Raw genomic sequence first — 23,381 nt, 5'->3', positions numbered from 1 at the left:
GTCGCCCCAGTGCCGACGCGATGCCCATCCGCTCGATTCCCCCGAGGTCCCATGCAGCTGCATCACCGCGTGGCCGACTGGCTGCGCACCCACTCCGTCTGGGCCAATGCCCTGTTCCTCCTGGTGCTGGCCGCCTTCACCGTGCTCGTGGCCGTGAGCTCTCCGGTGCAGATGGCCTGCTCGCTGGCGCTCATCGCCGTGCTGGTCCTGCGGCCCCTTCGTCCCGCCCTGTCCGCCGCGCTGTTCGCCCTCTTCTCCGTGATCGCCACGGTGGTGCTGGGGGTCTTCCCCCTGGGCATCGGCCTGCTCGGCGTGCCCTGGCTGCTCTACACCGTGGCCTCGCGCTGCCGCCGTCGCACCCGTGTGTCGGTGCTGGCGCTGGCCCTGCTGGTGGCTGCGATCGTCAGCGCCAGCTGGCCCGGATGGCGCCTGGGCGGTCCCCTGTCCTTCGGCATCGACGAGGTCACGACCACCGAGTGGGCCATCGGCGCCGCCACCCAGGGGATCATGATGATGCTGATCATCGTCGCCTCGTACCTGGCCGGCGATCTGCATCGCGTGACCCTGCAGCGTCGGGAGGCCGAGTCGCACCGCGCCGAGGTCCTCGCCGAGAGGGCGCACCGCCTGGAGGTCGAGCGCGATCAGGAGGTGCGCCTGGCCGCACAGGACGAGCGCACCCGCATCGCCCGGGAGATGCACGATGTGGTGGCCCACTCGCTGTCCGTCGTGATCGCCCAGGCCGACGGCGCCCGGTACGCCGTGCGCAGCGATCCCTCGGTGGCCGCCGACGTCCTGGCCACGATCGCCACGACCGCTCGCGGGTCGCTCAGCGAGATGCGCAGCCTGCTGGGCGTGCTGCGCACCGAAGGCGAGGAGGCCGAGCGCGCTCCGGTCCCCACCGTGCAGGACCTCCCGGCGCTCGTGGACTCGGTGCGCAGCGCCGGTCTGCAGATCGATGTGGAGACCTGCCCGGAGCCGCTGCCGGAACTGGCCTCAGGACCCTCCTTGGCGTCCTACCGCCTCGTGCAGGAGGGCCTGACCAACACGCTCAAGCACGCCCCGGATGCCTCCCGGGTCAGGGTCGAGCTCCGCCACGACGGCGCGGAGCTGACCGTCCGCGTCACCAGCGGCGGCCTGGGCGCGGAGTCCCCCGAGCCTCCCCGCCCGGGGCACGACGGCGGCGGACAGGGCCTGCGCGGCCTGCGCGAGCGCTTCGGTCTCTATGGCGGGACCATCCAGGCCGGCCCCGACCCCGCATCGCCCGGACGATGGCTGCTCGCCGGTCGCCTGCCCGCCGAGGCCCAGAACGTGCAGGCCGCCTCGTCCGAGGCATCCGACCAACAGGACGAACGAGACCAGCCGACCGCACGGGATCAGCCGGTCGAGAAGGATCCGCATCTTCCACGTGATCCGCAGGCCACCGACCCGCAGAACGGCAGCCCCACGACCACCGAGGAGGGCACCCGATGACCGATCCCCTGCGCATCCTGCTGATCGACGACCAGCCCCTGATCCGCAGCGGCATGGCCATGCTGATCGGCTCGCAGCCCGACCTCGTCGTGGCCGGCGAGGCCGGGGACGGCCAGGCGGCCGTGGACCTCGTCGCGCGCCTGGCCGCGACCGGTGAGGCGCCCGATGTCCTGCTCATGGACATCCGCATGCCCGGCATGGACGGCCTGGAGGCCACCCGTCGCATCCTGGCCGAGCATCCGCAGGTCACGGTGGTCCTGCTGACCACGTTCGATCTGGACGAGTACGCGCTCGAGGGCATCCGAGCCGGGGCTTCGGGCTTCCTGCTCAAGGACGCCGAGCCGGAGGAGCTGCTCGGCGCCCTGCGCACCTGTGCCCGTGGCGACGCCGTGATCGCGCCGTCGACCACGCAGCGCCTGATGCGCCGGTTCATCGACCCGCCGCAGCGCACCGTGGCCGATGACCCCCGCCTCCGGTCCCTGACGCCCCGGGAGCAGGAGGTCTTCGAGCTCGTGGGCCGCGGGATGTCGAACCACGAGATCATGGAGGCTCTGGTACTCTCCGAGCCGACCGTGAAGACACATGTCTCCCGCGTGCTCGCCAAGACAGGGGCTCGCGACCGCGTGCAGGCCGTGGTGCTGGCCCACGAGCTCGGGCTGGTGGGCTGAGCAGGAACGCGGAAGGGCCCCGTCGCCGTCCCGGAAGGAGACGACGACGGGGCCCGGTGCGGGACCGCGCTCAGACCTCCAGGAGGTCCTTGCCGGGGATCGCGTCGAGCAGTCGGCGCGTGTACTCCTGCTGCGGGTTCTCGAACACCGAGTCCACGGTGCCGGTCTCCACGAGCCTGCCCTTCTCCATGACGCAGACGTCGTGGGCGATCTCCCGCACCACGGCCAGGTCGTGGGTGATGAACAGGTAGGTCAGACCGAGATCCTGCTGCAGCTGGCCGAGCAGCTGCAGGACCTGCTCCTGGACCAGGACGTCGAGGGCCGAGACGGCCTCGTCACACACCACGATCTCCGGATCCAGTGCGAGCGCCCGGGCGATGGCCACGCGCTGGCGCTGACCGCCCGAGAGCTCGTTCGGGTAGCGATCGCCGAGCTGGCGCGGCAGCGCCACGCGGTCCAGCAGGTCATGGACCTTCGCCCGGCGCGAGGCGGCATCGCCCACCTTGTGCACCTTCAGCGGCTCCTCGATGCAGCGGAAGACGCTGCGCATGGGATCCAGCGAGCCGTAGGGGTCCTGGAAGATCGGCTGCACCTTGCGGCGGTAGTCGAACCACTGTCGGCCCTTGAACCCGCTGATGTCGTGGCCGTCCACGGTCACGGTCCCGGAGGTGATGTCCTCCAGTCCCAGCAGCATCTTGGCGATCGTGGACTTGCCCGAGCCGGACTCCCCCACGATCGCGGTCGTGCGTCCGCGACGCACCGTGAAGGAGACGTCGTCCACGGCGCGGAACTCGGAGGACCGGCCCCACGAGCCGCGGATCTTGTACTCCTTGACCAGATCCTTCACCTGGATGAGCTCCGGGGCGGCGCTGTCCACGCTCGCTGCGAGATCATCCGGGGACAGCGACGGCACCGCCGCCACCAGCTCCTTGGTGTAGGGATGCTGCGGGTCGCGCAGCAGGCTCAGCGCGGGGCCGGACTCGACCACGCGGCCCTTCTGCATCACGATCACCCGGTCCGCGCGCTCGGCGGCCAGGCCGAGGTCGTGGGTGATCAGCAGCACCGCGGTGCCGAGCTCGCTGGTCAGCCGCCCCAAATGATCCAGGATCTGGCGCTGGACGGTGACGTCGAGTGCGGAGGTCGGCTCATCGGCGATCAGCAGCTGCGGGCGGCACGAGAGCCCGATGGCGATCAGCGCGCGCTGGCGCATGCCGCCGGAGAACTCGTGCGGGTACTGCTTCATGCGCCGCTCGGCATCCGGCAGCCCGGCCTCCTCCAGAGCCCGGACCACGTCGGCGTCGCCGTGCGGCTTGTCATTGGCCTTGAGCGTCTCGCGGACCTGCGCGCCGATGGTCCACACCGGGTTGAGGTTCGACATGGGGTCCTGCGGGACCATGCCGATCTGCGAGCCGCGCAGCGCCTCCAGCCGCTTGGCCGACGGATGCGTGATGTCCTCTCCGTCGAAGAGGATCTGCCCGGAGGACACGCGCCCGTTCGAGGCCAGCAGCCCGATGGCCGCCAGCGCCGAGGTGGACTTGCCCGAGCCGGACTCGCCCACGATGGCCACGGTCTCCCCGCGCATCACCCGGATGTCCGAGTCGGCCACGGCCTGGACGTCGCCCGTGCCGGTCTTGAAGGTGATGCCCACCCCCTTCATCTCCAGCAGCGGCGTCTGCCCCTGCTGGCGCTGCCCCGAGGCGTCTGAACCCGCGTTGAGGATCTCGTGGGCCTTGAGGCTGACCATCCGGCCCGTGCGGGTCAGCGGCTCCTGCCCGGGGGCCCAGGGCCCCTGGGTCTCGGCCCGGTGCTTCCCGTCGCCGTCGAGCTGGGGGCTGTTCGCCGAGGTGCTCACTTGGTCCTCCCCTTGGGGTCGAGGGCGTCGCGCAGCGAGTCGCCCATCATGATGAAGCTCAGCACGGTGATGGAGAGCATGAGCGAGGGCCAGAACAGCGTCTCGGGGTTGGTGCGCAGCTGCGGGCGCGCCGCCGAGATGTCATTGCCCCAGGAGATCGCCTCCGCTGGCAGCCCGATGCCCAGGAACGACAGCGTGGACTCGGCCACGATGAACGTGCCCAGCGAGATCGTGGCGATCACGATGACGGGCCCGGCGGCGTTGGGGATCACGTGCTTGAACAGGATGCCGAGCCGGCTCATGCCCAGCGAGCGCGCCGCGGTCACGAAGTCCGCATTGCGCACCGAGATCACCGAGCTTCGCGTGATGCGCGCGATCGACGGCCACCCGAAGATCACCAGAGTGATCGCCAGCGTGGTCACGCCGCGGTTCTCCCGCATGAGCGGGACCTGCATGAACACGATCGCGCCCAGGATCAGCGGCAGCGCGAAGATGATGTCCATGAAGCGGGAGATGATCGCGTCGATCCAGCCGCCGAAGTAGCCGGCCAGCGCGCCCAGCAGCCCGCCGATGAGCACGACGCCGAGGGTGGCGCCGAAGCCCACCATGATCGAGGGACCCGTTCCGTGGACCACGCGGGCCAGGATGTCGCAGCCCTGGTTGGTGTAGCCCAGCGGATGTCCGGGGGCGGGGCCGCCGTTGGAGTTCGACAACTCGCACCCGGCATTGGGCGCGGCCGAGGTGAACACCCCGGGGAACGCGGCCACGAACAGCACGAAGAGCATGAGCAGGGCGGAGACGAGGAAGACCGGGTTGCGGCGCAGGGTCGACCAGGCGTCGCGCCACAGGCTCGAGGGCTTGCCCTCGAGCTGGTTCTCGATGCCGGCGCGGCCCTGCTCCTCCACCACGGGCGCCACGAAGTGATCCGGCAGGTAGACCTCGTGCGAGCCCATCACGCGCGGCGACGGGTCCAGGGTCTCGTGCACCGAGCCCTGCGGGGAATCCGGGTTCTGGTTCTGGTTCTGCTCAGGCATATCGGATCCTTGGGTCGAGCACGGCGTAGAGCAGATCGACGACCAGGTTGGTGATCAGGAAGATGACCACCACGAGCGTCACGATGGAGACCACCATGGCGCCGTCGCCCAGGTTGATCGCCTTGTAGAGCTGATTGCCGATGCCGTTGACGTTGAAGATGGACTCGGTGACGATCGCCCCTCCCATCAGCGCGCCCAGATCGGCGCCCAGGAAGGTCACGACCGGGATCAGGGAGTTGCGCAGCACGTGCACAGTGATGACCTTCCGCCGCGGCAGGCCCTTGGCCGTGGCGGTGCGGACGTGGTCGGACTCGCGGTTCTCGGCGATCGAGTTGCGGGTCAGCCGCAGCACATAGGCGAAGGACAGCGCTCCCAGCACCAGCGCTGGAAGTATCAGCTCGTTGAGCGGTGCGCCTCCAGAGACCGTGGGTCTGGCCAGGCCGAAGTGGATGCCGATCACGTACTGGGCCACGAAGGCGAGCACGAACACCGGCACGGCGATCACGAGCAGGGAGACGACGAGCAGGGTCGAATCGATCCAGGTGCCCTTGCGCAGGCCTGCGATCACGCCGAAGAGGATGCCGAAGACCGCCTCGAAGAGCACGGCGAGCGCAGCCAGCTTGATCGTGGTGGGGAACGTGTCGGCGATGACCGACATGATCGGGCGCCCGGAGAAGTTGTCGCCCAGGTCCAAGGTCACGACGCCCTTGAGGTAGAGCAGGAACTGGATCAGGAAGGGCTTGTCGAGGTTGTACTGGGCCTCGAGCGCGGCCTTGGTGCCGGGGGTGCAGCCCTTCTCGCCGCACAGCGCAGCGGTGGGATCGCCGGAGGTGGCGAACATCAGGAAGTAGACGATGAAGATGGCTCCCAGGAAGACCGGGATCATCTGGAGGAGGCGGCGGACGAGGTACCAGGCCATGTCAGCGGGCACCTCCCGTCGTACGGGGATGCCGGAGGGCCGGCGCGTGGTGAGTCATGGTGCGAGAGGCTCCTGGAACGATGCGGCTGCGGGAAAAGCGCGACCGGGCCGGAGCTGCTCAGCGGCTCCGGCCCGGTCGCGAGGCATCAGGCCCGGGTGACCTTGGTGTAATCGATCTCGCCGTTCCAGGTCAGCGCGACGTTGTCCACGGCCTCGCTGTAGCCGCTGGTGCGGTTCGGGTAGTACAGCGGGATCGCCGGGAGGTCCTCGAGCAGCATGTCGTCAGCCTCCAGGAAGGCCTTGTTCGCCTCGTCGTCCGAGCTGGCGGCCAGGCCCTCCTTGAGCTTGTCGTCGAACGCCTTGTTCTCGTAGCGGGCGTCGTTCGACGAGCCGTCCGTGGCGTACTGCGCGGAGAGGAAGTTGTACAGCGACGGGTAGTCCGCCATCCAGCCCGAGCGGAAGGCCGAGGTGAGCTTGCCGTCGTTGGCCTCGGTGCGCAGCTCCTTGAAGGTCGGGTACGACTTGCCCGCAGCCTCGATGTCGAGGTTGTTCTTGATCATGTTGCAGACAGCGTCGACCCACTCCTTGTGGCCGCCATCTGCGTTGTAGGCGATCTCGAACGTGTTGCCGTTGTAGGGCTCGATGCCCTCGGCCTGATCCCACAGCTTCTTGGCCTCGTCGGCGTCGAACTCGGCGTTGGCCGTGTTCTTCAGGGCATCGGCGTCGTAGCCGGCCACGACCGGCGAGGTGAAGTCCACCGCGGGAGTGTTCTCGCCCTTGAAGATCACCTCGATGAGCTCGTCCCGGTCGATCGCCTTGGAGATGGCCTGGCGGCGCAGCTTGCCGGCCTCTCCGGACCACCCCTCGAGGTAGTACGGGATGCCGAACGTGTAGTTGCCCGCGTACTCGCGATTGGTCAGGCGGCCGGAGAGGTCGTCCTCGGAGACCTCGATGTTCGACGGCGGGATGACGTCGAGCAGATCGAGGTTGCCGCCCACGAGGTCGGTGTAGCCGGCCTCGGCGGTCTGGTAGATCTTGAAGGTCACGGCGTCGTTGGCCGCCGGCGTGGAGCCGTCGTAGTCCTCGTTCTTGACCAGGCGCATCTCCTGGTCGTGGACCCAGGCGCCCTCGCCGTCCATCTTGTACGGGCCCCAGCCCACGGGGTTCTCGCCGAAGGCCTCCATGTCGTCGAAGGCCGAGGGCGGCATGGGGGCGTAGGAAGAGTAGCCCAGGCGGTTGCCGAACGTGGAGTCGGGGGCCGAGAGGGTGACCTCCAGGGTGGTGTCGTCCACCGCCACCAGGCCCTCCATCTCGTCCTCCTCCGAGCCCTCGGCGGAGACCTTGTCGTAGCCCTTGATGGTCTCGAAGAAGTAGGAGCCCTGCTGGGCGTTCTTGGCGGCGGCGCCGTAGTTCCAGGAGTCCACGAAGCTCTGGGCGGTGATGTCCTCGCCGTTGGTGAACTTCTTGCCGGACTTGATCTTGATGGTCCACACGGTGTTGTCGTCGTTGGCCTCGATGGACTCGGCCAGCTCGTTGACAGCCTCGGAATTGTCGTCGTAGCTGATCAGACCCACGAAGATCAGGGTGACCACGCGGCCACCGCCCTGCTCGGTGGTGTTGGTGGGGACCAGCGGGTTCTCGGGCTCGGTGCCGAAGGCCGTGATGGGGCCGTCGCTGTCCTCGCCGCCGCCTCCGCCGCAGGCGGTCAGGACGAGGGCAGAGGCCGAGGTGAGGGCGAAGGCGCCCAGCAGTCCGCGGCGGGAGAAGGAAGGGTTCATGGTGACCTCCTGTGGAGAGTGCTGGTGGGGCTCTGCCGTCGCTGATGTGATTCGAGACACCCCTGAATGTAAGAAAGGCTACAGCTCGCATCCAGCATTTCTGAAGATTGCAGGGACGCTCCCGCGCATACCGCCCTCCGCCAGCACCCGCTCCGTCTGTTAGATCGCCCCGTCGGAGCCCGACTGTCCAGCGCGGGAGCGGTTTCGGGCCCTGGATCGGACGCTTTGATTCCGACCGGCATTCTCGGCGGACATCGGCGTGTCGCCAGACACGGCCGGCTCTTGTGGCGCGTGACATGTCACGTTATTCTCGGGGCATGAGCGAAAACCCGCGGTTCTACCTCGACAAGGCCGATCCCGCCTCCTGGAAGGCCCTCAACGGCCTCTCCCGGCAGGTGGCCGATTCCCTGGCGGAGGCCGGCCTGTCCCGGGTCGTCGCCGAGCTGATCAACGTGCGGGTCTCCCAGCTCAACGGCTGCGGGTTCTGCCTGGACATGCACGTGAAGCTGGCGCGTCGGGCCGGTGTCACGGATCGTCAGCTGGCCGTGCTGACCGCTTGGGAGGAGACCGAGCTGTTCGACGACGTCGAATGCGCCGCGCTCACCGTGGCTGAGATCGCCGCCGAGCTGCCCGATCAGGTCACCCGCCGCTCGCGCCTGGAGGCCGCCCGCGAGGTGCTGACCGACGCCCAGTTCTCGGCGGTGCAGTGGGCGGCCATCACCATCGGGGCCTTCAACCGCCTCTCCATCCTGTCCGAGTACCCCGTCCAGGAGCGCGCACTGGACCGCAAGAAGAAGGCCGAGGCACGCCATGACTGAGCTGAGCTTCCGCAACGACGACGGCCCCCAGCGCTACGAGGCGCTGTCCGGGGACGCCATCGCCGGCAAGACGTACTGGGTGGATGCCTCGGAGGCCGAGAAGCCCGAGCGCATCTTCTTCCACACCGAGGTCGACGACGCCTTCGAGGGTCAGGGCGTGGCCTCCCAGCTGGTGCGCTTCGCCCTGGACGACGCGATCGAGCGCGGCTTCCGGATCGCGCCGGTGTGCCCGTACGTCAAGGCCTGGCTGAAGAGGCACGACGACTATGCGCAGCACGCGGTCGCGGTCCGCCCGCGCCATCTGGAGGCGGTCCAGGCGCGCCAGCGACGCAGCTCCTGAGCCGACGCACTCGGAAGCTGTCAGGGAACGCAGTGCGCGAGAACGCCCGCACCGGTCATGGTGCGGGCGCCCTCGTCGTGCAGTCGGGTCTTCCGGCAGCTGCTGCGCCGAGTCGGCTCACCAGGCCGGCAGCTCCGGGGCCTCGTCGACGCCCTCGGGCAGGTAGATGCCCTCGGTGCGCCCGCGCGAGAGCCAGTCGAGGATGCCCTCGCGGTCGCCCTCCACGCGCAGGGAGCCGTCGCCGACGACCCACTCGTCGCCCTCGTCGGTGACGATGGTCAGGCCCGGGGAGTCCTTCACGGACAGGTTCAGCACTCCGGCGGTCACGGCGTTGAGCAGGGAGTCGGGATCGGCCTCCTCGACCTCCCACTGGGTGTCCAGATCGGCGTGGTGGACCACGACCTCCGCGATCAGCACGGCGGGGATGGAGGTGGCCGGGAAGCGCTTGGGGCCGATGCCGACCTCCTCGGCCTTCAGCTCACCGGTCAGGACCTCGGCGTCGGCGATGAAGGCCTCCAGCGCGGCGCGGGACTCGGCCTTGAGCTCCTCGCGCGGCTTGGCGGCCAGCTGCTCGACGGCCTCGGTGCGCTCCTGCCTGGACTCGAAGAGCTTCTGCTCCTCACCGGTCTCCGCCCACTCCAGCAGGCGCTTGAAGCGACGGGCCGCGACCGCCACGTGGGCGATGACCATGGCGCGGTTCCAGCCCTCGCAGTGCGACGGCTTGTCGAACTCGTCGTCGTGGAAGGACTCGACGGTGGAGAGGTACTGCTCGGACTCGCGCCCCAGGCGGGAGAGGTCCGAGCGGACACGGGCAGGATTCAGGACAGGATGGATGGCGCTCATGGGACCAGGCTATCGGCCCGGTGTAAGGCGCAACACATCGGGCGCGCGTCCGCCTCAGCGCACCGGCGCGCACCAGGATCCTCCCGTACGCTCGTGCGCATGGTTCCGCATGACAACGCCCAGTTCGGCACGCGCCGCTCCGACTCCTCCGCAGCCTCCGCCGTCGTCGACCCCGCCGAGGCCAGCTCTCTTCCGGAGCAGGGGACGACCACCCCGGCCGCGCCCGCCGTGGCCGACGAGCCGACCGTCGAGCCGTCGGCCTCCGCCCCCAGCACCACGTACCTGCTGGTCGACGGCGAGAACATCGACGCCACCCTGGGCATGTCCCTGCTCGAGCGCAAGCCCAAGCCGGAGGAGCGGCCGCGCTGGGAGAAGGTCATGAGGGGCGCCCGCAAGCTGTGGCGCCAGGACACCAACGGCCTGTTCTTCCTCAACGGCTCCCACGGGCACCTGCCCTTCAGCTTCGTGGCCGCGCTGCGCGGCTTCGACTACCAGGTCATCCCCCTGGCCGCCCCGCCCAAGGTCAAGGTCGTCGACGTCGGCATCCAGCGCATGCTCAAGGCGATCCTGGACCAGGGCCACGGCGACGTCATCCTGGCCTCCCACGACATCGACTTCCACGACGAGATCGAGGCCCTGCTCGACGACGGCCGCCGCGTGGCCGTGCTGTGCTTCCGCGAGCTGCTCTCGGCCGGGCTGCACGAGATGGAGGACAAGGGCCTGCAGATCGTCGACCTGGAGGACGACTTCGAGGCCTTCAAGGCCCCGCTGCCGCGCCTGCGCATCATCGAGCTCGACGCCTTCGATCCGTCGCGCTACCTCTGATCCGCTGCTGCTGATCCGCACCGCCTGAGGAGAGTCGTTGGCCGCTGCCCTGCTGCTGACGGTGATCGCCGGGCTCGCCACGGGCCTGGGCGGTCTTGCCGTCTTCCTCACGAACCGCTCGAACGGATCGTTCCTGGCGCTGAGCCTGGGCTTCTCCGCGGGCGTGATGCTCTACGTCTCGTTCGTGGAGATCCTGGCCGAGGCCGGCGACCTGCTGAGCGCCGCCTGGGGGCCCGGTCGCGGGACGTGGGGCATGGTCGGGGGCTTCTTCGCTGGCATCGCGGTGATCGCCGTGATCGATCGGATCGTGCCGCATCAGGCCAATCCGCACGAGTTCGCCTATCAGCCCGGCGACGCCGAACCCGACGCCGCAGTCGCAGCGCCCGCAGCCGACTCCCGGCTGCTGCGCACAGGCATGCTGACCGCCCTGGCCATCGCGATCCACAACTTCCCGGAGGGCTTCGCGACCTTCGCCGCGGCCCTGGGCGATCCGTCGGTGGCCGTGGCCATCACGGTGGCGATCGCCCTGCACAACATCCCCGAGGGCATCGCCGTGGCCGTGCCCGTCTTCCAGGCCACCGGCTCGCGGGCCCGCGCGATCGGCCTGTCCTTCCTCTCCGGGCTCTCGGAGCCGCTGGGCGCGGTGATCGGCTTCCTGCTGCTGCGCCCGTTCCTGACCGACGCCCTGCTCGGGGCCTCGCTGGCCGCCGTGGCGGGGATCATGGTCTTCATCTCGCTGGACAAGCTGCTGCCCACGGCCGAGAAGTACGGCGGGCACCACCTGTGCGTCTACGGCATCGTGGCCGGGATGGCTGTCATGGCGGTGAGCCTGGCGATGCTGGGATGAGCAGACGGCGCGCTCAGCGGCCGCGGCCGGTGGGGTCCTCCGGGTCGTAGATCTCGCCCTCGTGCAGGCGGCCGTCGTCGCCGCGGTACTGGTAGGTGTCCGGCCCGTTGCGCCGCGGGGCCTGCGAGCCGCCGCGCACCGGACGGCCGTAGGGATCGCGCCCGGGGACGGCGCCGGGGCGCTGCTCGACCACGACGACCTGCCGGCGCCTGGGCTCGAACGCGCCCATGAGCATGCTGACCAGCGAGATCACGAGCGAGCCGAGCACGGCCGCCGGCCAGAAGGACTCGACCACCCAGTAGCCGCCGAAGACCTCCATGACGGTGGAGACCACCAGCAGCATGGCGGCGTTGATCACGATCAGGAACAGCCCGAACGTCAGGATGATCAGGCAGCCGCTGAGCAGCTGCAGCACGGGCTTGACCACGGCGTTGAACGCACCGAGCACGGCGGCCACGATCACGATCACCAGGATCTGCGTGGCGAGGGTCGCGGTGTTCAGGTGGATGCCGGGCACCAGGGCGGTGGCCAGGGCCACCGCGAGCGAATTGACGAGCCATCTCCAGAGCATGGACCCGTTCTACCCGCTCCAGCTGTCCGGAAGCTGAGGCAGGGGCGCGCTGACATCGGCGTTCGCGCCGCGCGCAACAGCGGACCCGTCGTCCCAGCCTGCCGCCCGGACAGCGTGACCCAGGCCTCTGATGGAGAGGTCGGATCGGGTAGGTTTGAAGGCGATCACGCACCGCATGACGTCGAACGAAGGAGTCACGACTCATATGCCCAAGATCATCTGGACCAAGACCGATGAGGCCCCGCTGCTGGCCACCTACTCCTTCAAGCCGATCGTGGAGGCGTTCGCCACCACCGCCGGCGTGGAGGTCGAGACCCGCGACATCTCGCTGGCCGGTCGCATCATCGCCCTGTTCCCGGAGCGCCTGAGCGAGGACCAGCGCCTGGACGACGCCCTCGCCGAGCTCGGCGAGCTGGCCAAGACGCCCGAGGCGAACATCGTCAAGCTGCCGAACATCTCGGCCTCCGTCCCGCAGCTCAAGGCCGCGGTCAAGGAGCTGCAGACCGCAGGCTTCGACATCCCGGACTACCCCGAGGACCCGCAGACGGACGAGGAGAAGGACGTCCGCGCCCGCTACGACAAGGTCAAGGGCTCGGCCGTGAACCCCGTCCTGCGCGAGGGCAACTCGGATCGCCGCGCCCCCAAGGCCGTGAAGAACTACGCCAAGAAGAACCCCCACAAGATGGGTGCGTGGTCCGCCGATTCCAAGACCAACGTGGCGTCCATGGACGCCAACGACTTCCGCGACAACGAGAAGTCCGTGGTCATCCCCGCCGATGACACCCTGACGATCCGCCTGCGCACGCAGGACGGCGAGCAGGTGCTCAAGGAGTCCGTGCCGGTGCTGGCCGGCGAGGTCGTCGACGCCACCTTCATGTCCGCTCGCGCCCTGGACGGCTTCCTGGCCGAGCAGGTCCAGCGCGCCAAGTCCGAGGGCGTCCTGTTCTCGGTGCACCTGAAGGCCACCATGATGAAGGTCTCCGACCCCATCATCTTCGGCCACGTGGTCCGCGCCTTCTTCCCCACCCTGTTCGAGGTCTACGGCGACCAGCTCGCCGCAGCCGGCCTGTCGGCCAACGACGGCCTGGCCTCGATCCTCTCGGGTGCGGAACAGCTGGATCCCGAGGTCCGCGACGGCATCAAGGCGGAGATCGAGAAGGGCCTGGCAGAGGGCCCGGCCCTGGCCTACGTGAACTCGCACAAGGGCATCACGAACCTGCACGTGCCCTCGGACGTCATCGTGGACGCCTCCATGCCGGCCATGATCCGCACCTCGGGGCACATGTGGTCCAAGGACGACACCGAGGAGGACACCCTGGCCGTGCTGCCGGACTCGTCCTACGCCGGCGTCTACCAGGCCGTGATCGACGACTGCCGCGCCAACGGCGCCTACGACCCCACCACCATGGGCACCGTCCCGAACGTGGGGCTCATGGCGCAGAAGGCCGAGGAGTACGGCTCGCACGACAAGACCTTCGAGATCCCGGCTCCGGGCACCGTCGAGGTCGTGAACTCGGCCGGCGAGGTCCTGATGTCCCACGAGGTCGAGGAGGGCGACATCTGGCGCGCCTGCCAGGCCAAGGACGCCCCGATCAAGGACTGGGTCCAGCTCGCCGTGCGCCGCTCGCGCGATTCCGGCATGCCGGCCGTGTTCTGGCTCGACGAGTCCCGCGCCCACGACCGCAACCTCATCGAGAAGGTCGAGAAGTACCTGGCCGAGGAGGACACCGATGGCCTGGATCTGCGCATCCTGAGCCCGGTCGAGGCCACGAAGTTCACGATCGATCGCCTGCGCAAGGGCGAGGACACCATCTCGGTGACCGGCAACGTGCTGCGCGACTACCTCACGGACCTGTTCCCCATCCTGGAGCTGGGCACCTCCGCCAAGATGCTCTCGATCGTCCCGCTGATGAACGGCGGCGGCCTGTTCGAGACCGGCGCCGGCGGCTCCGCGCCCAAGCACGTGCAGCAGCTGGTCGAGGAGAACCACCTGCGCTGGGACTCGCTGGGCGAGTTCCTGGCGCTGGCGGCCTCCTTCGAGCACCTGGCCTCGCGCTACGACAACCCCAAGGCGCAGGTCCTGGCCGACGCCCTGGACGAGGCCACCGGCCGCGTCCTGGAGGAGAACAAGTCGCCCTCGCGCAAGGTCGGCGAGATCGACAACCGCGGCTCGCACTACTACCTGGCCCTGTACTGGGCCCAGGCTCTGGCGCAGCAGACGGCGGACTCCGAGCTGGCCGCGGCGTTCTCGGACGTCGCCCAGCGCCTGTCCGACGGCGAGGAGAAGATCGTCGCCGAGCTGCTCGGCGTCCAGGGCTCCCCGGCGGAGATCGGCGGCTACTACCGCCCCGAGGACGAGAAGGCCTTCGCGGTCATGCGCCCCTCGGCCACGCTGAACGAGGCGATCGACAGCCTCAAGAAGTGATCTCCCGCCTCTGCTGAGGCACCGGATCCGACTGCGGCCCCGCTCACCGTTCGGTGAGCGGGGCCGCAGTGCGTTGCGGGGCTGCTCCGACGGACCGCGCGGTTCGGTCGGCGCGATCAGCTCAGCCGGCTGCGCTGATCTGCCAGTTCACGCCCCAGCGGTCCTGCAGCCACACGAAGGCGGGGCTGAAGGGGTACTCCCCCAGCGGCATGAGCTCGGAGCCGCCGTCGAGCAGGATCTCGTGGGCGGCGCGGACCTGCTCGTGCGTGTCGAGCTCGACGGACATGGACACCGCCGGGGTCAGAGGGAAGCCGTGGTCGAAGGCGCTGTCGAAGGTCCGCACGGTGGTCCCCGCCACGCGGACCAGGCCCTGGGAGATCGTGCCGGCGACCTCGTTCTCATCGTCCTCGGACCACCGCGACAGCTCGAGGACCTCCGAGTCGGGGAACGCGCTGACCCATGTGCTCAGGGCGGTCTCCGCCTGGCCGTGGTTGTCGCCGAAGAACATGATGAAGGGGCTCAGGCGTGCTGCCATGGGATTCCTCCCTGGAGGTGATGCTCGAGTGCTGGTTCTGGTGATCAGTGTGGCATCGGCAGCGCGCGGCGCCGTCGTGCCCGGTCCGGCGGGACTCCTTCCGCAGCAGGCGAGGCCGGTCCGCTCAGGTCGCCACCCGCAGGGCCACGGGGCTGACCTCGGCCCGGACCTCGACGGCACGGCCCAGCAGATCGCCGTCGGCCTGCAGCAGCAGCGGGCTCCGCGGACGCAGCTCGACGGACAGCGCGCGGTCGTAGTGCAGAGCCCGGGCCCGCTGCGGTCGTCTGGTCATGCCGTGCCAGCCGATGCTCGCCCAGTCGCGCAGGGACTGAGGCGCCGCTCGCAGCAGCTCGAGGTCTCCGGAGTCCGTGCGCACGTGCGGGAAGACGCGGATGGCCAGCGGGATCCGCGGCGCGCTGCCGATCAGCACGGACCAGGCGAGCAGCTCGAGCTCGGGACCGTCGTCCACGCGCATGCCGAGGGTGTGCAGGGGCGAGCGCAGCCTGGCGGCACCGCGCAGCAGGTAGGCCGGCCAGCCGGTGCGGGATTTGAGCACCTCGTCCGTGGCGGCCACGACCGCCGCGTCCTCGCCCATGCCGGCGACCGCCAGGAAGACGTCGTCATGCCTCTGCTGGTCTCCGTCGCGCCAGCTCAGGAGACCGACATCGTGCGGGGTCGGGTCAGCTGCGAGCGCATGGCGCAGCGCAGCGTCGAGCGCTTTCACCGTGCGCGGAGCACGGATGCCCAGATTGCGGGCGAAGAGATTGGCGGTGCCCGTCGGGATGATGCCCAGGACGGCCTCTGAGCCGATCAGGCCCGAGGCGGCGCTGCGGACGGTGCCGTCACCGCCGGCGACAATCACCCGAGCCGCTCCGTCGGCCACGGCCCGGGCGGCCTGCTGCGCGCCGGGGCGCTGCGAGGTGGTCGCCTCGAAGCGGACCCGCAGCCCGGCCGCGGCCGCTCGCTGCCGCAGCAGGGGCTCGATCGCAGCGGCATGGCGCCGCAGCGGATGCACGATGACGACGACGTCCGCACGATCGCTCACGGAGAGCCGCTTCCGACGACGGCCGCGTCCCGCACAGGCGAGGACGCGGCCGTCATGGAGATGCTCCGCGGATCGATCAGCGCGCTCAGCGCAGCGTGGACTTGATGCGCTCGCGCTCCTTCTCGAGCTTGCGCACGCGACGGTTCACGGCGAACAGTCGCACCGAGCCGACCAGGGCCATGACCAGGGCGCCGGCGATCGCGGCGAGCAGCATGGCCACGCCGGTGGGCATGGAGGAGGTCCAGGACATGAAGTGGATCGTGGCGTCCTCCATGTTCTGGAGGATGAAGATCAGCAGGACGACCAGCACCAGGATGCCCACGATCAGCGCGGCCCACACGCCGGCGCCCGGGCCGGAGCTGTGGCCGTCAAGCTTGGGATCGGTCGGTGGGGCCTGGCGCGGAGCCTGCTGGGGCGCAGGCGCCGGCTCCTGCGCGGGACGAGGCTGCTCCGGCTGCTGTCCGGGCACCTCGGAGGCGGACACGCCGGCCGGGCTGGTCTCCGGGTTCCAGGTCGGCTCGGAAGGGGTGTTCTGCGACATGGGGTCTCCTCGCTCTCAGGGGCGGCGGGACCGGAAGGGGACGCACGGCCGCCGCGCATTCCGTGGGCCCAATCTACGGGATCATCACCTCGCTGACGGCCTGACATCGGGTCTCACCAGGACCTTGTGATGTCGGACTCGCTTCCTAGGGTCATGGGAGTTCGCTTCCCCGGCCCGTTCTCGTCCCCGCATCCGCCGGAGCGCCCTGATGGAGGCCCGCCGTGACCGTTCGTTTCCTGCACACCAGCGACTGGCAGCTGGGCATGACCCGGCACTACCTGGCCGGTGAGGCTCAGCCGCGCTTCACCGCCGACCGGGTGGACACCGTGCGCACCCTCCTGGCGCTGGCCCTGGAGCGCGAATGCTCGTTCGTGGTCGTGGCAGGAGACGTGTTCGACCATGCCAATCTCAGCCCTCAGGACATGGGCCGGGCGCTGGAAGCCATGCGCTGCGAGCTGCCGGTGCTGCTGCTTCCGGGCAACCACGACCCTCTGGGCACGGGCTCGCTGTGGGACTCGCCCGCCGTGCGCGACGGCCTCCCGGACAACGTCATGCTGCTCCGGGACTCCGGTCCCGTCCAGGTGCTCGACGGCGTCCAGGTGGTCGGGGCGCCGTGGCGGACCCGCAAGCCGGACGCGGATCCCGTGGCTCCGGCGCTGGAGGGTCTGGAGGCAGATGGGACCGTCCGCGTGCTCGTCGGTCACGGCATGCTGGAGGAGCTGGATCCGGATGCCTCCTCCCCCGTCACCGTCAGGCGGGCACCGCTGGAGGCAGCCTTGGCGGACGGGCGGATCCACTACGTCGCACTGGGCGATCGCCACATCCGCTGGCCGCAGGACGGACGCGGGGCCATCCAGTACTCGGGGGCCCACGAGACCACCAGCTTCCGGGAGACCGGTCTGGGCCTGGTGCTGGAGGTCCAGATCGATCCGCAGGCCCCGGCCGGGTCCCAGGTCACGGTGCAGGACCACCAGGTCGGGCGGTGGCGCCACGTGGTGATCGAGCGCGAGCTCGACGGCCCGGAGGACCTCGAGGCGCTGGCCGCCGAGCTGGATGCTCAGACGCCCAAGGAGCGGACCATGGTCAAGACGGCTCTGCGGGGAGCCCTCACAGTCGGGCAGGCGGCGCAGCTGGACGAGCTGCTCGAATCCCAGGGGGCGCGCTTCGCGTCGCTGGAGGCCTGGGACCGGCACACGGACATCGTGATCCTGCCCAGCCAGGAGGAGATGCAGGAGATCTCGCTGGGCGGCTTCGCCCAGCAGACCCTCGAGGAGCTTCGGGAGAGGGCCTGGCAGCCCGAGCGGGAGCGCGCTGAGGACGGGTCGCCCGAGCCGATCGCCGCAGAAGAGCTCTCGGAGCAGGCCGAGCAGGAGGAGATGCTCCGCGAGCCGGCGCCGCCTGCTGAGCGCGAGACCGCCCAGGATGCCCTGCGCCTGCTGGTGCGGCTGAGCGGAGGGCAGCGCGCATGAGGATCCACCGCATCGCCGTCGACAGCTTCAAGGGAGTCCGGGACCGCACGGTCGAGTTCCCGGACACAGGGATCACCGTGCTGCAGGGGCGCAACGAGTCCGGGAAGTCGTCCCTCATCGAGGCCTTCGACCTCCTGCTGGAGATCCCGGACAGCTCCGGGGCCAAGGCCGTCAAGGCGGCGGATCCCGTGGGCGATGACCTGGGGATCGCCGTGGAGGCGGAGTTCACCCTGGAGGGCCACCGCCTGCTGTACCGCAAGCAGTGGCTCAAGGCCAAGAAGACCACCCTGCGCTTCCTCGAGGGACCGCGCGCCGGGGACACGATCTCGGGGCGGGAGGCCCACGACACCGTCATGGCCCTGCGCGAGCGCTCCGATCAGACGCTGTGGTCGACGCTGCGCATGCTGCAGGGCTCGGCCTCGGGCCGGGAGAGGCTCACCGACTCCTCGGCGCTGAAGTCCGCCCTGGAGCAGGCCAGCGGAGGCAGCGCCCAGAGCGAGTCCGGTTCGAGCCTGCTCGCTCTGGCCCAGGCCGAGCGCGAGCGGTACTGGACGGCCGGCGGCAAGGAGAACGCCGCCACCAAGGCCGTGCGCGACCGGCACCGTGAGGCCGTGGCCGACCATGAGCGAGCCGACGCCGAGCTCGCGAGCCTCGTGGAAGCCGAAGAGCGCCTGGAGCGGGACGAGCGCGCGCTGACCGCCGCCCAGCGCACCCTCGCGTCAGCGGAGGAGGACGCCGAGCAGGCCAGAGTCTCGGCCGCCGCGCTCACTCAGCTGCAGACCCGCAGGGAGCAGGCCGCAGCGGCGGCGGAGGCGGCTTCATCGCGCACCGAGCAGCGCCGATCCGATCTCGAGCAGCGCGAGCGGCTGCGCACCCGGGCACAGGAGGCTCACCAGCGTGCCGCGCAGCTGCGTACGGAGGCAGAAGCGCTGCAGGTCAAGCTCGACTCCGCGCAGGAAGCGGCGCAGCAGCACCGCACCGAGCTCGAGAGCGCTCGCACTGCGGAGGAGCAGGCCCGGGGCCGAGCCCGCGCGCTGCGCACCGCCCAGCGCCTGGTCCAGCACCGGCAGCGCCACAGCGAGCTGGCACAGCAGCTGCACGAGCTCGAGGAGATCGCCCAGCAGCTCGAGGCGCTGGGTCAGGCCCCTGACTCCCCCATCGGCGCCGCCGACGTCGAGCGGATCGATGCCGCCGAGCGGGCCCTGGCGACCGCTCGAGCGCAGGTCGCAGCCGGTTCCGCCGAGCTGACGGTGACCGCCCTGGGAGGCCCCCGCACGGTGCACCTGGGCGACGAGTCGATCGAGCTGCTCGATCAGCAAGCGCAGACCCGCGCCGTGACCGAGCAGATCGACCTCGAGCTGCCGGGGCAGCTGCGGGTGAGCGTGGTCCCCGAGAAGGGGCGCGAGGACCGCAGCCGGGCCGCGAACGACGCTCAGGAGGCCCTGCGGCAAGCGCTGGACCGGTGGGAGGTCGCCTCCCCGCAGGAGGCCCGCGATCTGCTGCGCGAGCAGACGGAGGCGCAGCGCGAGCGCACCGCGCTGGTACAGCGCCGCCGCAGCGTGCTCGCCCAGCACGACGAGGCCGAGCTGCGCCGCGAGCACGAGCGGCTTGCCTCCTTGCTGGCCGATTCGGAGCGGCCCGCGGACTCAGATCCTCCGGCCATGACCGGATCGGCGCAGGAAGCCGCAGATGCCCTGCAGGAGGCGGAGGAGGCCGCCGAGAACGCCCGCAGCACGCTGGAGACCGTGCGCGACGACGTCTCCGGCGCAGAAGCGGCCCTGTCAGCCCGGCGGGAGGAGCTGGGTGCCGCGCGGGCCGCGCTGGACGCGCAGGCGGAGTCCGCGCAGCGCGACGAGCAGCAGCTCGCCCACGAGCGCGAGCAGATCGCCGACGATGCCGTGGAGGCCTCGCATCAGGAGGCCATCGACGAGCTCGCGCGGGCCCAGGAGCAGGCAGCCCAGCTCGAGCGGCAGTGGCAGGACCAGGACGGCGAGCACAAGCGCAGCCAGTACGAGGCGCGCATGCGCCGCCCAGAGGCACTGCGCCGGGTGCTGGATCAGGCCCGCGATCAGCGCGCCCAGTCCCGGGGTGCTCTGATGGCATTGGACCGAGACCAGAAGCAGTCCGATTTCGACACCGCGCTCACCCGGCGCCGCGCGGTCGCTCAGGAGCTGAGCAGCCATCTGCGGCGGGCAGCGGCCGCCAAGCTGCTGGCCGACACCCTGGAGCGCTTCCAGGCGGAGGCGCATCGCCGCTACACGGAGCCGTTCCGCCAGCAGCTGGAGCGGCTGGGGGCCCACGTCTTCGGCTCAAGCTTCCGGGTCGAGGTCGACGAGGATCTGGAGGTCACCCGCCGCTTCATGCACGGGACCTGGATCGACGAGTCGTCGCTGTCCACGGGCGCCCGCGAGCAGCTCGCCGTGCTGGTGCGCCTGGCCGTGGCCACCCTGGTGGATCCGGTGGAGGGAGTGCCGGTGATCTTCGACGACGCCCTTGGCCACTCCGACCCCGAGCGTCTGGCCAGCCTGGCCGCGGCTCTCGAATCGGCCGGACGCCGGGCTCAGGTCATCCTGCTCACCGCCACGCCGGAGCGCTTCGCAGCGGTCGCAGGCACGGCCGAGGTCCGGATCGGCGACTGAGCGCAGCGCGCTCTCCGATGATCCCGGACGGCAGCGACTGCGAGTCCCGGTCCAGCACGGAAGGCCGGGACTGCGACTCCCGGCCCCGGACGGCAGGACCTCCGGGGCTCGGCCGCAGACGCGGGCCGGACTGCGCTGAGTGCGCCAGCAGGCTCAGGCGGCGAGCTCGCCGATCCTGAACTCCGCGAGCTGCTCGGCCACCCGATCGCTGCCCTCGTGCTGGCCGGTGAAGGCCTCGGTGCCGTCGCTCCCGCACAGCGACTCGATCGCGCCCTCACCCCCGGGATGCTGGGCGATCCAGTCGCTGAAGTCGTAGACGCCGCCGTCGATCGCGGCCCAGCAGGACTCGGCGCCGTCGTGCTCGGCAACCTCATCCATCGTGTAGGTCTCAGCCTCGGACTCGGTGGCGGCCGAGGACGACTCCTCGGCGCTGGTGCCCGCAGGGGCGTTCGTGGCCATGGCCCCTGACCACGCGGCCTGGGCGCCCGTGTGACCGGTCTGCACGGCGAAGATCAGCACGGCCGCGCCCGTCAGAGCGCTCAGCGCGCCCAGGACCGTCGGCAGCGCACCTGCGCCCTCGACCTCGGCGCGCTGCTTCCGGTCGGCGAGGACCCGGCTGGTCCACCAGGCCGTCGTCAGCACGAACAGCGCGATCGAGGCCGCGAGCAGGCGGTTCGCGGCGTCGGCGTGCTGCTGCGGCATGCCGACCTGCTGGGCGAAGGCGTCGCCGGAGATCAGGGCCAGGATGACCCCGGCCAGCCCGAGCGCGGCGCCGATCACGGACAGGCCCAAAACGCGTCGGCGCACGGCTGGCACCACCGCCGCGACGATCAGCAGGATGGCCGTCAGCGGCAGCACCACGACCGGAAGATGCACCACGAGCGGATGCAGAGGAAGGTCGCCTACGGCGGTGAACGGACTGGTCTGCAGGGGAATCTGCAAGTTCATGCTTCCACGGTACGGGAAAAAGATGACGCGTCCCTCAAATTGTCGGACTCAGTGGAGTGAGACCCCGCATGTCGCTGACGCGGGAAGCTTCCGTGACGGGTCAGGAGCGCTCGTCTGCCAAGGCTGCGGGCGCCTCCGAGGCCTGCGTCGAGTCGCTCGCCTCCGCTGTGCCGCGACCCGCCACCGGTGCGGGGCGGCGCCGGCGTCGGGTGGTCCCGCTGATCCAACGGGCCAGGGCGCCGCGGGAGGCACGGGCCTGCTCGGCAGCCGCCGACGACAGCCCGTCCTCCGGCGAGGAGGCGATCAGCGCGTTGACGAAGCGCACGTCTGGGTTGGGATCCACGAGCAGGGCCTTGACCAGCAGCGTGGCCGGCAGGGCGAGCAGCGCCCCCAGCGGGCCGAGCACGAGCGACCACAGCAGCACGGAGACGAACGAGACCATCGGGGTGACTCCCACGGCGTCGCCGGTGAACTTGGGCTGGATGAACGACTGCATGACCAGGTTGATCACGCTGAAGCCCAGGATCACGGCCAGCGCATCGAGCCAGCCGCCCTCGAGCAGGCCCATCATGGTCGGCGGGATCATGCCGATGACGAACCCGATGTTGGGGATGTAGTTCGTCACGAAGGCCAGCACCGCCCAGACACCGGCCAGCGGGATCCCCAGTGCCCACAGGTAGCCCAGGTCCATGAGCGCCACGATCAGCCCGAAGACCGTCGTGACGATCCAGTACCTGCGCACCCCGGCGGCGAAGCTGAGCAGCGCGCGGCCCACCAGGGGCTTCTGCAGCAGGATCACGCCCATCCGCCGGCGGATGGTCATGGAGTCCAGGGTGAGGAAGAAGATCGCGGTGATGACGATCGCCAGCATGGTGGCCACTCCGGAGACGTTCGAGGCCACATCGAGCAGCCATTCCGTCGAGAAGCCCACGATGTCGGGCACATTGGCTTCGATGTTGGCCGCCATGGTCTCGGTCGTCACGCCGAACTGCGCGAGCCACTGCATGAGGTCATCGCCCAGCGCGGCGAACTCTCCGGAGTAGCCGGGCAATGCCGTCAGCAGCGCGAAGATCGCCCATCCCATGGAGTAGAAGAAGGCCAGCAGCGCGATCAGCACCACTGCCAGAGCGGTGATCGCGGCCAGCCAGACCGGCCACCGCAGCCTTCGCACGAGCCAGGCGTGCAGGGGGTGGACGATGATCACCATGTTCAGCGCGAAGAAGACCGGGGCGATGAAGCTGGCGTAGCGGCTGATCCCCTCCAGAGCCAGCAGTGCCGCCGCCACCCCGACCAGCATCAGCACCAGACGACGCGACCCGGCCTCGCCCCCGCGCATCGAAGCGGCTGTGTCGAAGGTCGGCCCGGTCACCTCTTCCTGTCCCTGTGGCTGTCCGTCATCAGGGGATCCGTCGCGTGCGGCCTCGAAGGCCTCGACCGGGGTCAGGGTGGTGCGGTCCTCGGCAGGCACCCCCGTCTCCGGGGATTCCTGGACCGGCTGCTCGTCTAGCAGACCCGCGAGACCGGCGGGCTCATCGGCCGGATGATCCGTGGCCGTGGGTCCTGTGGATTCAGGTGATCCGGCACTCGAGTTCGACCGCGCAGACGACGCTGTTCCGGGCTCACCGAGCGTCGAGCGGTCGGTCTTGCGGGTTCCGTGCGGCTCAGCCGGGGACATCGAGGCTCCTGTGGGGCAGCGGCGCCGCGGCTGCGACGCACGGGCGGCCCTGCGGCCGTCGAGCAGATCCTAGACCCGCCTGATGTCCCGCAGATGTCCGGGCGCCCGAGCGGCCGCATCGCCGCTCCCCTTCCAGCGA

General features: G+C 70.1%; 20 protein-coding genes. 9 read left to right on the top strand and 11 right to left on the bottom strand.

Annotated elements, in window-relative coordinates:
• Positions 1–51: 51 nt before the first annotated feature.
• The gene (locus tag FFS25_RS13685; RefSeq protein WP_137801954.1) at positions 52–1,470 is read left to right on the top strand and encodes a sensor histidine kinase; all 1,419 of its coding nucleotides are present in this window, start codon (positions 52–54) and stop codon (positions 1,468–1,470) included.
• Complete coding sequence (locus FFS25_RS03665; RefSeq protein WP_137801953.1) at positions 1,467–2,138, top strand: response regulator; 672 nt, start codon at positions 1,467–1,469, stop codon at positions 2,136–2,138. The genes FFS25_RS13685 and FFS25_RS03665 overlap by 4 nt, the downstream gene beginning before the upstream one ends.
• A 70-nt stretch (positions 2,139–2,208) precedes the next feature.
• On the opposite strand, the gene FFS25_RS03660 is transcribed toward FFS25_RS03665, so the two are convergent.
• The 4 genes from FFS25_RS03660 to FFS25_RS03645 form a co-directional block, all read right to left on the bottom strand.
• Complete coding sequence (locus FFS25_RS03660; RefSeq protein ID WP_231861065.1) at positions 2,209–3,795, bottom strand: dipeptide ABC transporter ATP-binding protein; 1,587 nt, start codon at positions 3,793–3,795, stop codon at positions 2,209–2,211.
• Positions 3,796–3,986: 191 nt separating this feature from the next.
• Positions 3,987–5,024, bottom strand: coding sequence for an ABC transporter permease (locus FFS25_RS03655; protein ID WP_137801952.1), 1,038 nt, complete (start codon positions 5,022–5,024; stop codon positions 3,987–3,989).
• Complete coding sequence (locus tag FFS25_RS03650; protein ID WP_137801951.1) at positions 5,017–5,943, bottom strand: ABC transporter permease; 927 nt, start codon at positions 5,941–5,943, stop codon at positions 5,017–5,019. The genes FFS25_RS03655 and FFS25_RS03650 overlap by 8 nt, the downstream gene beginning before the upstream one ends.
• Positions 5,944–6,089: 146 nt before the next feature.
• Positions 6,090–7,721 carry a peptide ABC transporter substrate-binding protein gene (locus FFS25_RS03645; RefSeq protein WP_137801950.1) on the bottom strand — a complete coding sequence of 544 codons (1,632 nt, stop codon included), beginning with the start codon at positions 7,719–7,721 and terminating at the stop codon, positions 6,090–6,092.
• 317 nt (positions 7,722–8,038) lie between these two features.
• On the opposite strand from FFS25_RS03645, the gene FFS25_RS03640 reads away from it, so the two are divergent.
• On the top strand, positions 8,039–8,539 hold the full coding sequence (locus FFS25_RS03640) for a carboxymuconolactone decarboxylase family protein (protein WP_137801949.1): 501 nt from the start codon (positions 8,039–8,041) through the stop codon (positions 8,537–8,539).
• A complete protein-coding gene (locus FFS25_RS03635) occupies positions 8,532–8,879 on the top strand; it encodes a GNAT family N-acetyltransferase (protein ID WP_137801948.1) in 348 nt (115 codons plus the stop codon). Before FFS25_RS03640 ends, FFS25_RS03635 begins: the two co-directional genes overlap by 8 nt.
• A gap of 117 nt (positions 8,880–8,996) precedes the next feature.
• Here the strand turns inward: FFS25_RS03635 and FFS25_RS03630 are convergent, their stop codons facing one another.
• Positions 8,997–9,722, bottom strand: a complete 726-nt coding sequence (locus FFS25_RS03630) for a maleylpyruvate isomerase family mycothiol-dependent enzyme (protein WP_137801947.1) — start codon at positions 9,720–9,722, stop codon at positions 8,997–8,999.
• Positions 9,723–9,821: 99 nt separating this feature from the next.
• Here FFS25_RS03630 and FFS25_RS03625 point away from each other — a divergent pair, with 99 nt between their 5' ends.
• Both FFS25_RS03625 and zupT read left to right on the top strand, forming a co-directional pair.
• On the top strand, positions 9,822–10,547 hold the full coding sequence (locus FFS25_RS03625) for a PIN domain-containing protein (protein WP_326493249.1): 726 nt from the start codon (positions 9,822–9,824) through the stop codon (positions 10,545–10,547).
• A 37-nt stretch (positions 10,548–10,584) separates the two neighbouring features.
• Positions 10,585–11,394, top strand: coding sequence for a zinc transporter ZupT (gene zupT / locus FFS25_RS03620; RefSeq protein ID WP_137801946.1), 810 nt, complete (start codon positions 10,585–10,587; stop codon positions 11,392–11,394).
• Between the two features lie 13 nt (positions 11,395–11,407).
• On the opposite strand, the gene FFS25_RS03615 is transcribed toward zupT, so the two are convergent.
• Complete coding sequence (locus FFS25_RS03615; protein ID WP_137801945.1) at positions 11,408–11,965, bottom strand: phage holin family protein; 558 nt, start codon at positions 11,963–11,965, stop codon at positions 11,408–11,410.
• A 205-nt stretch (positions 11,966–12,170) separates the two neighbouring features.
• Here FFS25_RS03615 and FFS25_RS03610 point away from each other — a divergent pair, with 205 nt between their 5' ends.
• Complete coding sequence (locus FFS25_RS03610) at positions 12,171–14,390, top strand: NADP-dependent isocitrate dehydrogenase (protein ID WP_137801944.1); 2,220 nt, start codon at positions 12,171–12,173, stop codon at positions 14,388–14,390.
• Between the two features lie 121 nt (positions 14,391–14,511).
• On the opposite strand, the gene FFS25_RS03605 is transcribed toward FFS25_RS03610, so the two are convergent.
• From FFS25_RS03605 to FFS25_RS03595, 3 genes are all read right to left on the bottom strand, one after another.
• Positions 14,512–14,925, bottom strand: a complete 414-nt coding sequence (locus FFS25_RS03605) for a VOC family protein (RefSeq protein ID WP_137801943.1) — start codon at positions 14,923–14,925, stop codon at positions 14,512–14,514.
• Between the two features lie 124 nt (positions 14,926–15,049).
• A complete protein-coding gene (locus FFS25_RS03600) occupies positions 15,050–15,970 on the bottom strand; it encodes a diacylglycerol/lipid kinase family protein (RefSeq protein ID WP_137801942.1) in 921 nt (306 codons plus the stop codon).
• A gap of 85 nt (positions 15,971–16,055) precedes the next feature.
• Positions 16,056–16,511, bottom strand: a complete 456-nt coding sequence (locus FFS25_RS03595) for a lipopolysaccharide assembly protein LapA domain-containing protein (RefSeq protein WP_058871351.1) — start codon at positions 16,509–16,511, stop codon at positions 16,056–16,058.
• Positions 16,512–16,732: 221 nt separating this feature from the next.
• Here FFS25_RS03595 and FFS25_RS03590 point away from each other — a divergent pair, with 221 nt between their 5' ends.
• Positions 16,733–17,980, top strand: a complete 1,248-nt coding sequence (locus FFS25_RS03590; protein WP_137801941.1) for a metallophosphoesterase family protein — start codon at positions 16,733–16,735, stop codon at positions 17,978–17,980.
• Positions 17,977–20,619, top strand: coding sequence for an AAA family ATPase (locus tag FFS25_RS03585; RefSeq protein WP_137801940.1), 2,643 nt, complete (start codon positions 17,977–17,979; stop codon positions 20,617–20,619). The genes FFS25_RS03590 and FFS25_RS03585 overlap by 4 nt, the downstream gene beginning before the upstream one ends.
• A gap of 153 nt (positions 20,620–20,772) precedes the next feature.
• Here FFS25_RS03585 and FFS25_RS03580 read toward each other — a convergent pair whose 3' ends face one another.
• Complete coding sequence (locus FFS25_RS03580) at positions 20,773–21,567, bottom strand: cytochrome b5 domain-containing protein (RefSeq protein WP_137801939.1); 795 nt, start codon at positions 21,565–21,567, stop codon at positions 20,773–20,775.
• A 100-nt stretch (positions 21,568–21,667) separates the two neighbouring features.
• Positions 21,668–23,242: an AI-2E family transporter gene (locus FFS25_RS03575; RefSeq protein ID WP_137801938.1), complete on the bottom strand. Its 1,575-nt coding sequence runs from the start codon at positions 23,240–23,242 to the stop codon at positions 21,668–21,670.
• Positions 23,243–23,381 lie beyond the last annotated feature (139 nt).

The organism is Kocuria sp. 2SI, assembly GCF_005502825.1.
GTDB classification, from domain to species: Bacteria; Actinomycetota; Actinomycetes; order Actinomycetales; family Micrococcaceae; genus Kocuria; species Kocuria palustris.
This window is presented reverse-complemented; position numbering and strand designations above follow the sequence as displayed.

What these genes read in the sequence shown, in the direction of transcription:
- FFS25_RS03635 (WP_137801948.1), top strand. Translation starts at nt 8,532, where the DNA reads ATGACTGAGCTGAGCTTCCGCAACGACGACGGCCCCCAGCGCTACGAG.
- FFS25_RS03630 (WP_137801947.1), bottom strand. Translation starts at nt 9,722, where the DNA reads ATGAGCGCCATCCATCCTGTCCTGAATCCTGCCCGTGTCCGCTCGGAC.
- FFS25_RS03645 (WP_137801950.1), bottom strand. Translation starts at nt 7,721, where the DNA reads ATGAACCCTTCCTTCTCCCGCCGCGGACTGCTGGGCGCCTTCGCCCTC.
- FFS25_RS03615 (WP_137801945.1), bottom strand. Translation starts at nt 11,965, where the DNA reads ATGCTCTGGAGATGGCTCGTCAATTCGCTCGCGGTGGCCCTGGCCACC.
- FFS25_RS03665 (WP_137801953.1), top strand. Translation starts at nt 1,467, where the DNA reads ATGACCGATCCCCTGCGCATCCTGCTGATCGACGACCAGCCCCTGATC.
- FFS25_RS03660 (WP_231861065.1), bottom strand. Translation starts at nt 3,795, where the DNA reads ATGAAGGGGGTGGGCATCACCTTCAAGACCGGCACGGGCGACGTCCAG.
- FFS25_RS03575 (WP_137801938.1), bottom strand. Translation starts at nt 23,242, where the DNA reads ATGTCCCCGGCTGAGCCGCACGGAACCCGCAAGACCGACCGCTCGACG.
- FFS25_RS03655 (WP_137801952.1), bottom strand. Translation starts at nt 5,024, where the DNA reads ATGCCTGAGCAGAACCAGAACCAGAACCCGGATTCCCCGCAGGGCTCG.
- FFS25_RS03625 (WP_326493249.1), top strand. Translation starts at nt 9,822, where the DNA reads ATGGTTCCGCATGACAACGCCCAGTTCGGCACGCGCCGCTCCGACTCC.
- FFS25_RS03650 (WP_137801951.1), bottom strand. Translation starts at nt 5,943, where the DNA reads ATGGCCTGGTACCTCGTCCGCCGCCTCCTCCAGATGATCCCGGTCTTC.
- FFS25_RS03610 (WP_137801944.1), top strand. Translation starts at nt 12,171, where the DNA reads ATGCCCAAGATCATCTGGACCAAGACCGATGAGGCCCCGCTGCTGGCC.
- FFS25_RS03585 (WP_137801940.1), top strand. Translation starts at nt 17,977, where the DNA reads ATGAGGATCCACCGCATCGCCGTCGACAGCTTCAAGGGAGTCCGGGAC.
- FFS25_RS03640 (WP_137801949.1), top strand. Translation starts at nt 8,039, where the DNA reads ATGAGCGAAAACCCGCGGTTCTACCTCGACAAGGCCGATCCCGCCTCC.
- FFS25_RS03595 (WP_058871351.1), bottom strand. Translation starts at nt 16,511, where the DNA reads ATGTCGCAGAACACCCCTTCCGAGCCGACCTGGAACCCGGAGACCAGC.
- FFS25_RS03580 (WP_137801939.1), bottom strand. Translation starts at nt 21,567, where the DNA reads ATGAACTTGCAGATTCCCCTGCAGACCAGTCCGTTCACCGCCGTAGGC.
- FFS25_RS13685 (WP_137801954.1), top strand. Translation starts at nt 52, where the DNA reads ATGCAGCTGCATCACCGCGTGGCCGACTGGCTGCGCACCCACTCCGTC.
- FFS25_RS03605 (WP_137801943.1), bottom strand. Translation starts at nt 14,925, where the DNA reads ATGGCAGCACGCCTGAGCCCCTTCATCATGTTCTTCGGCGACAACCAC.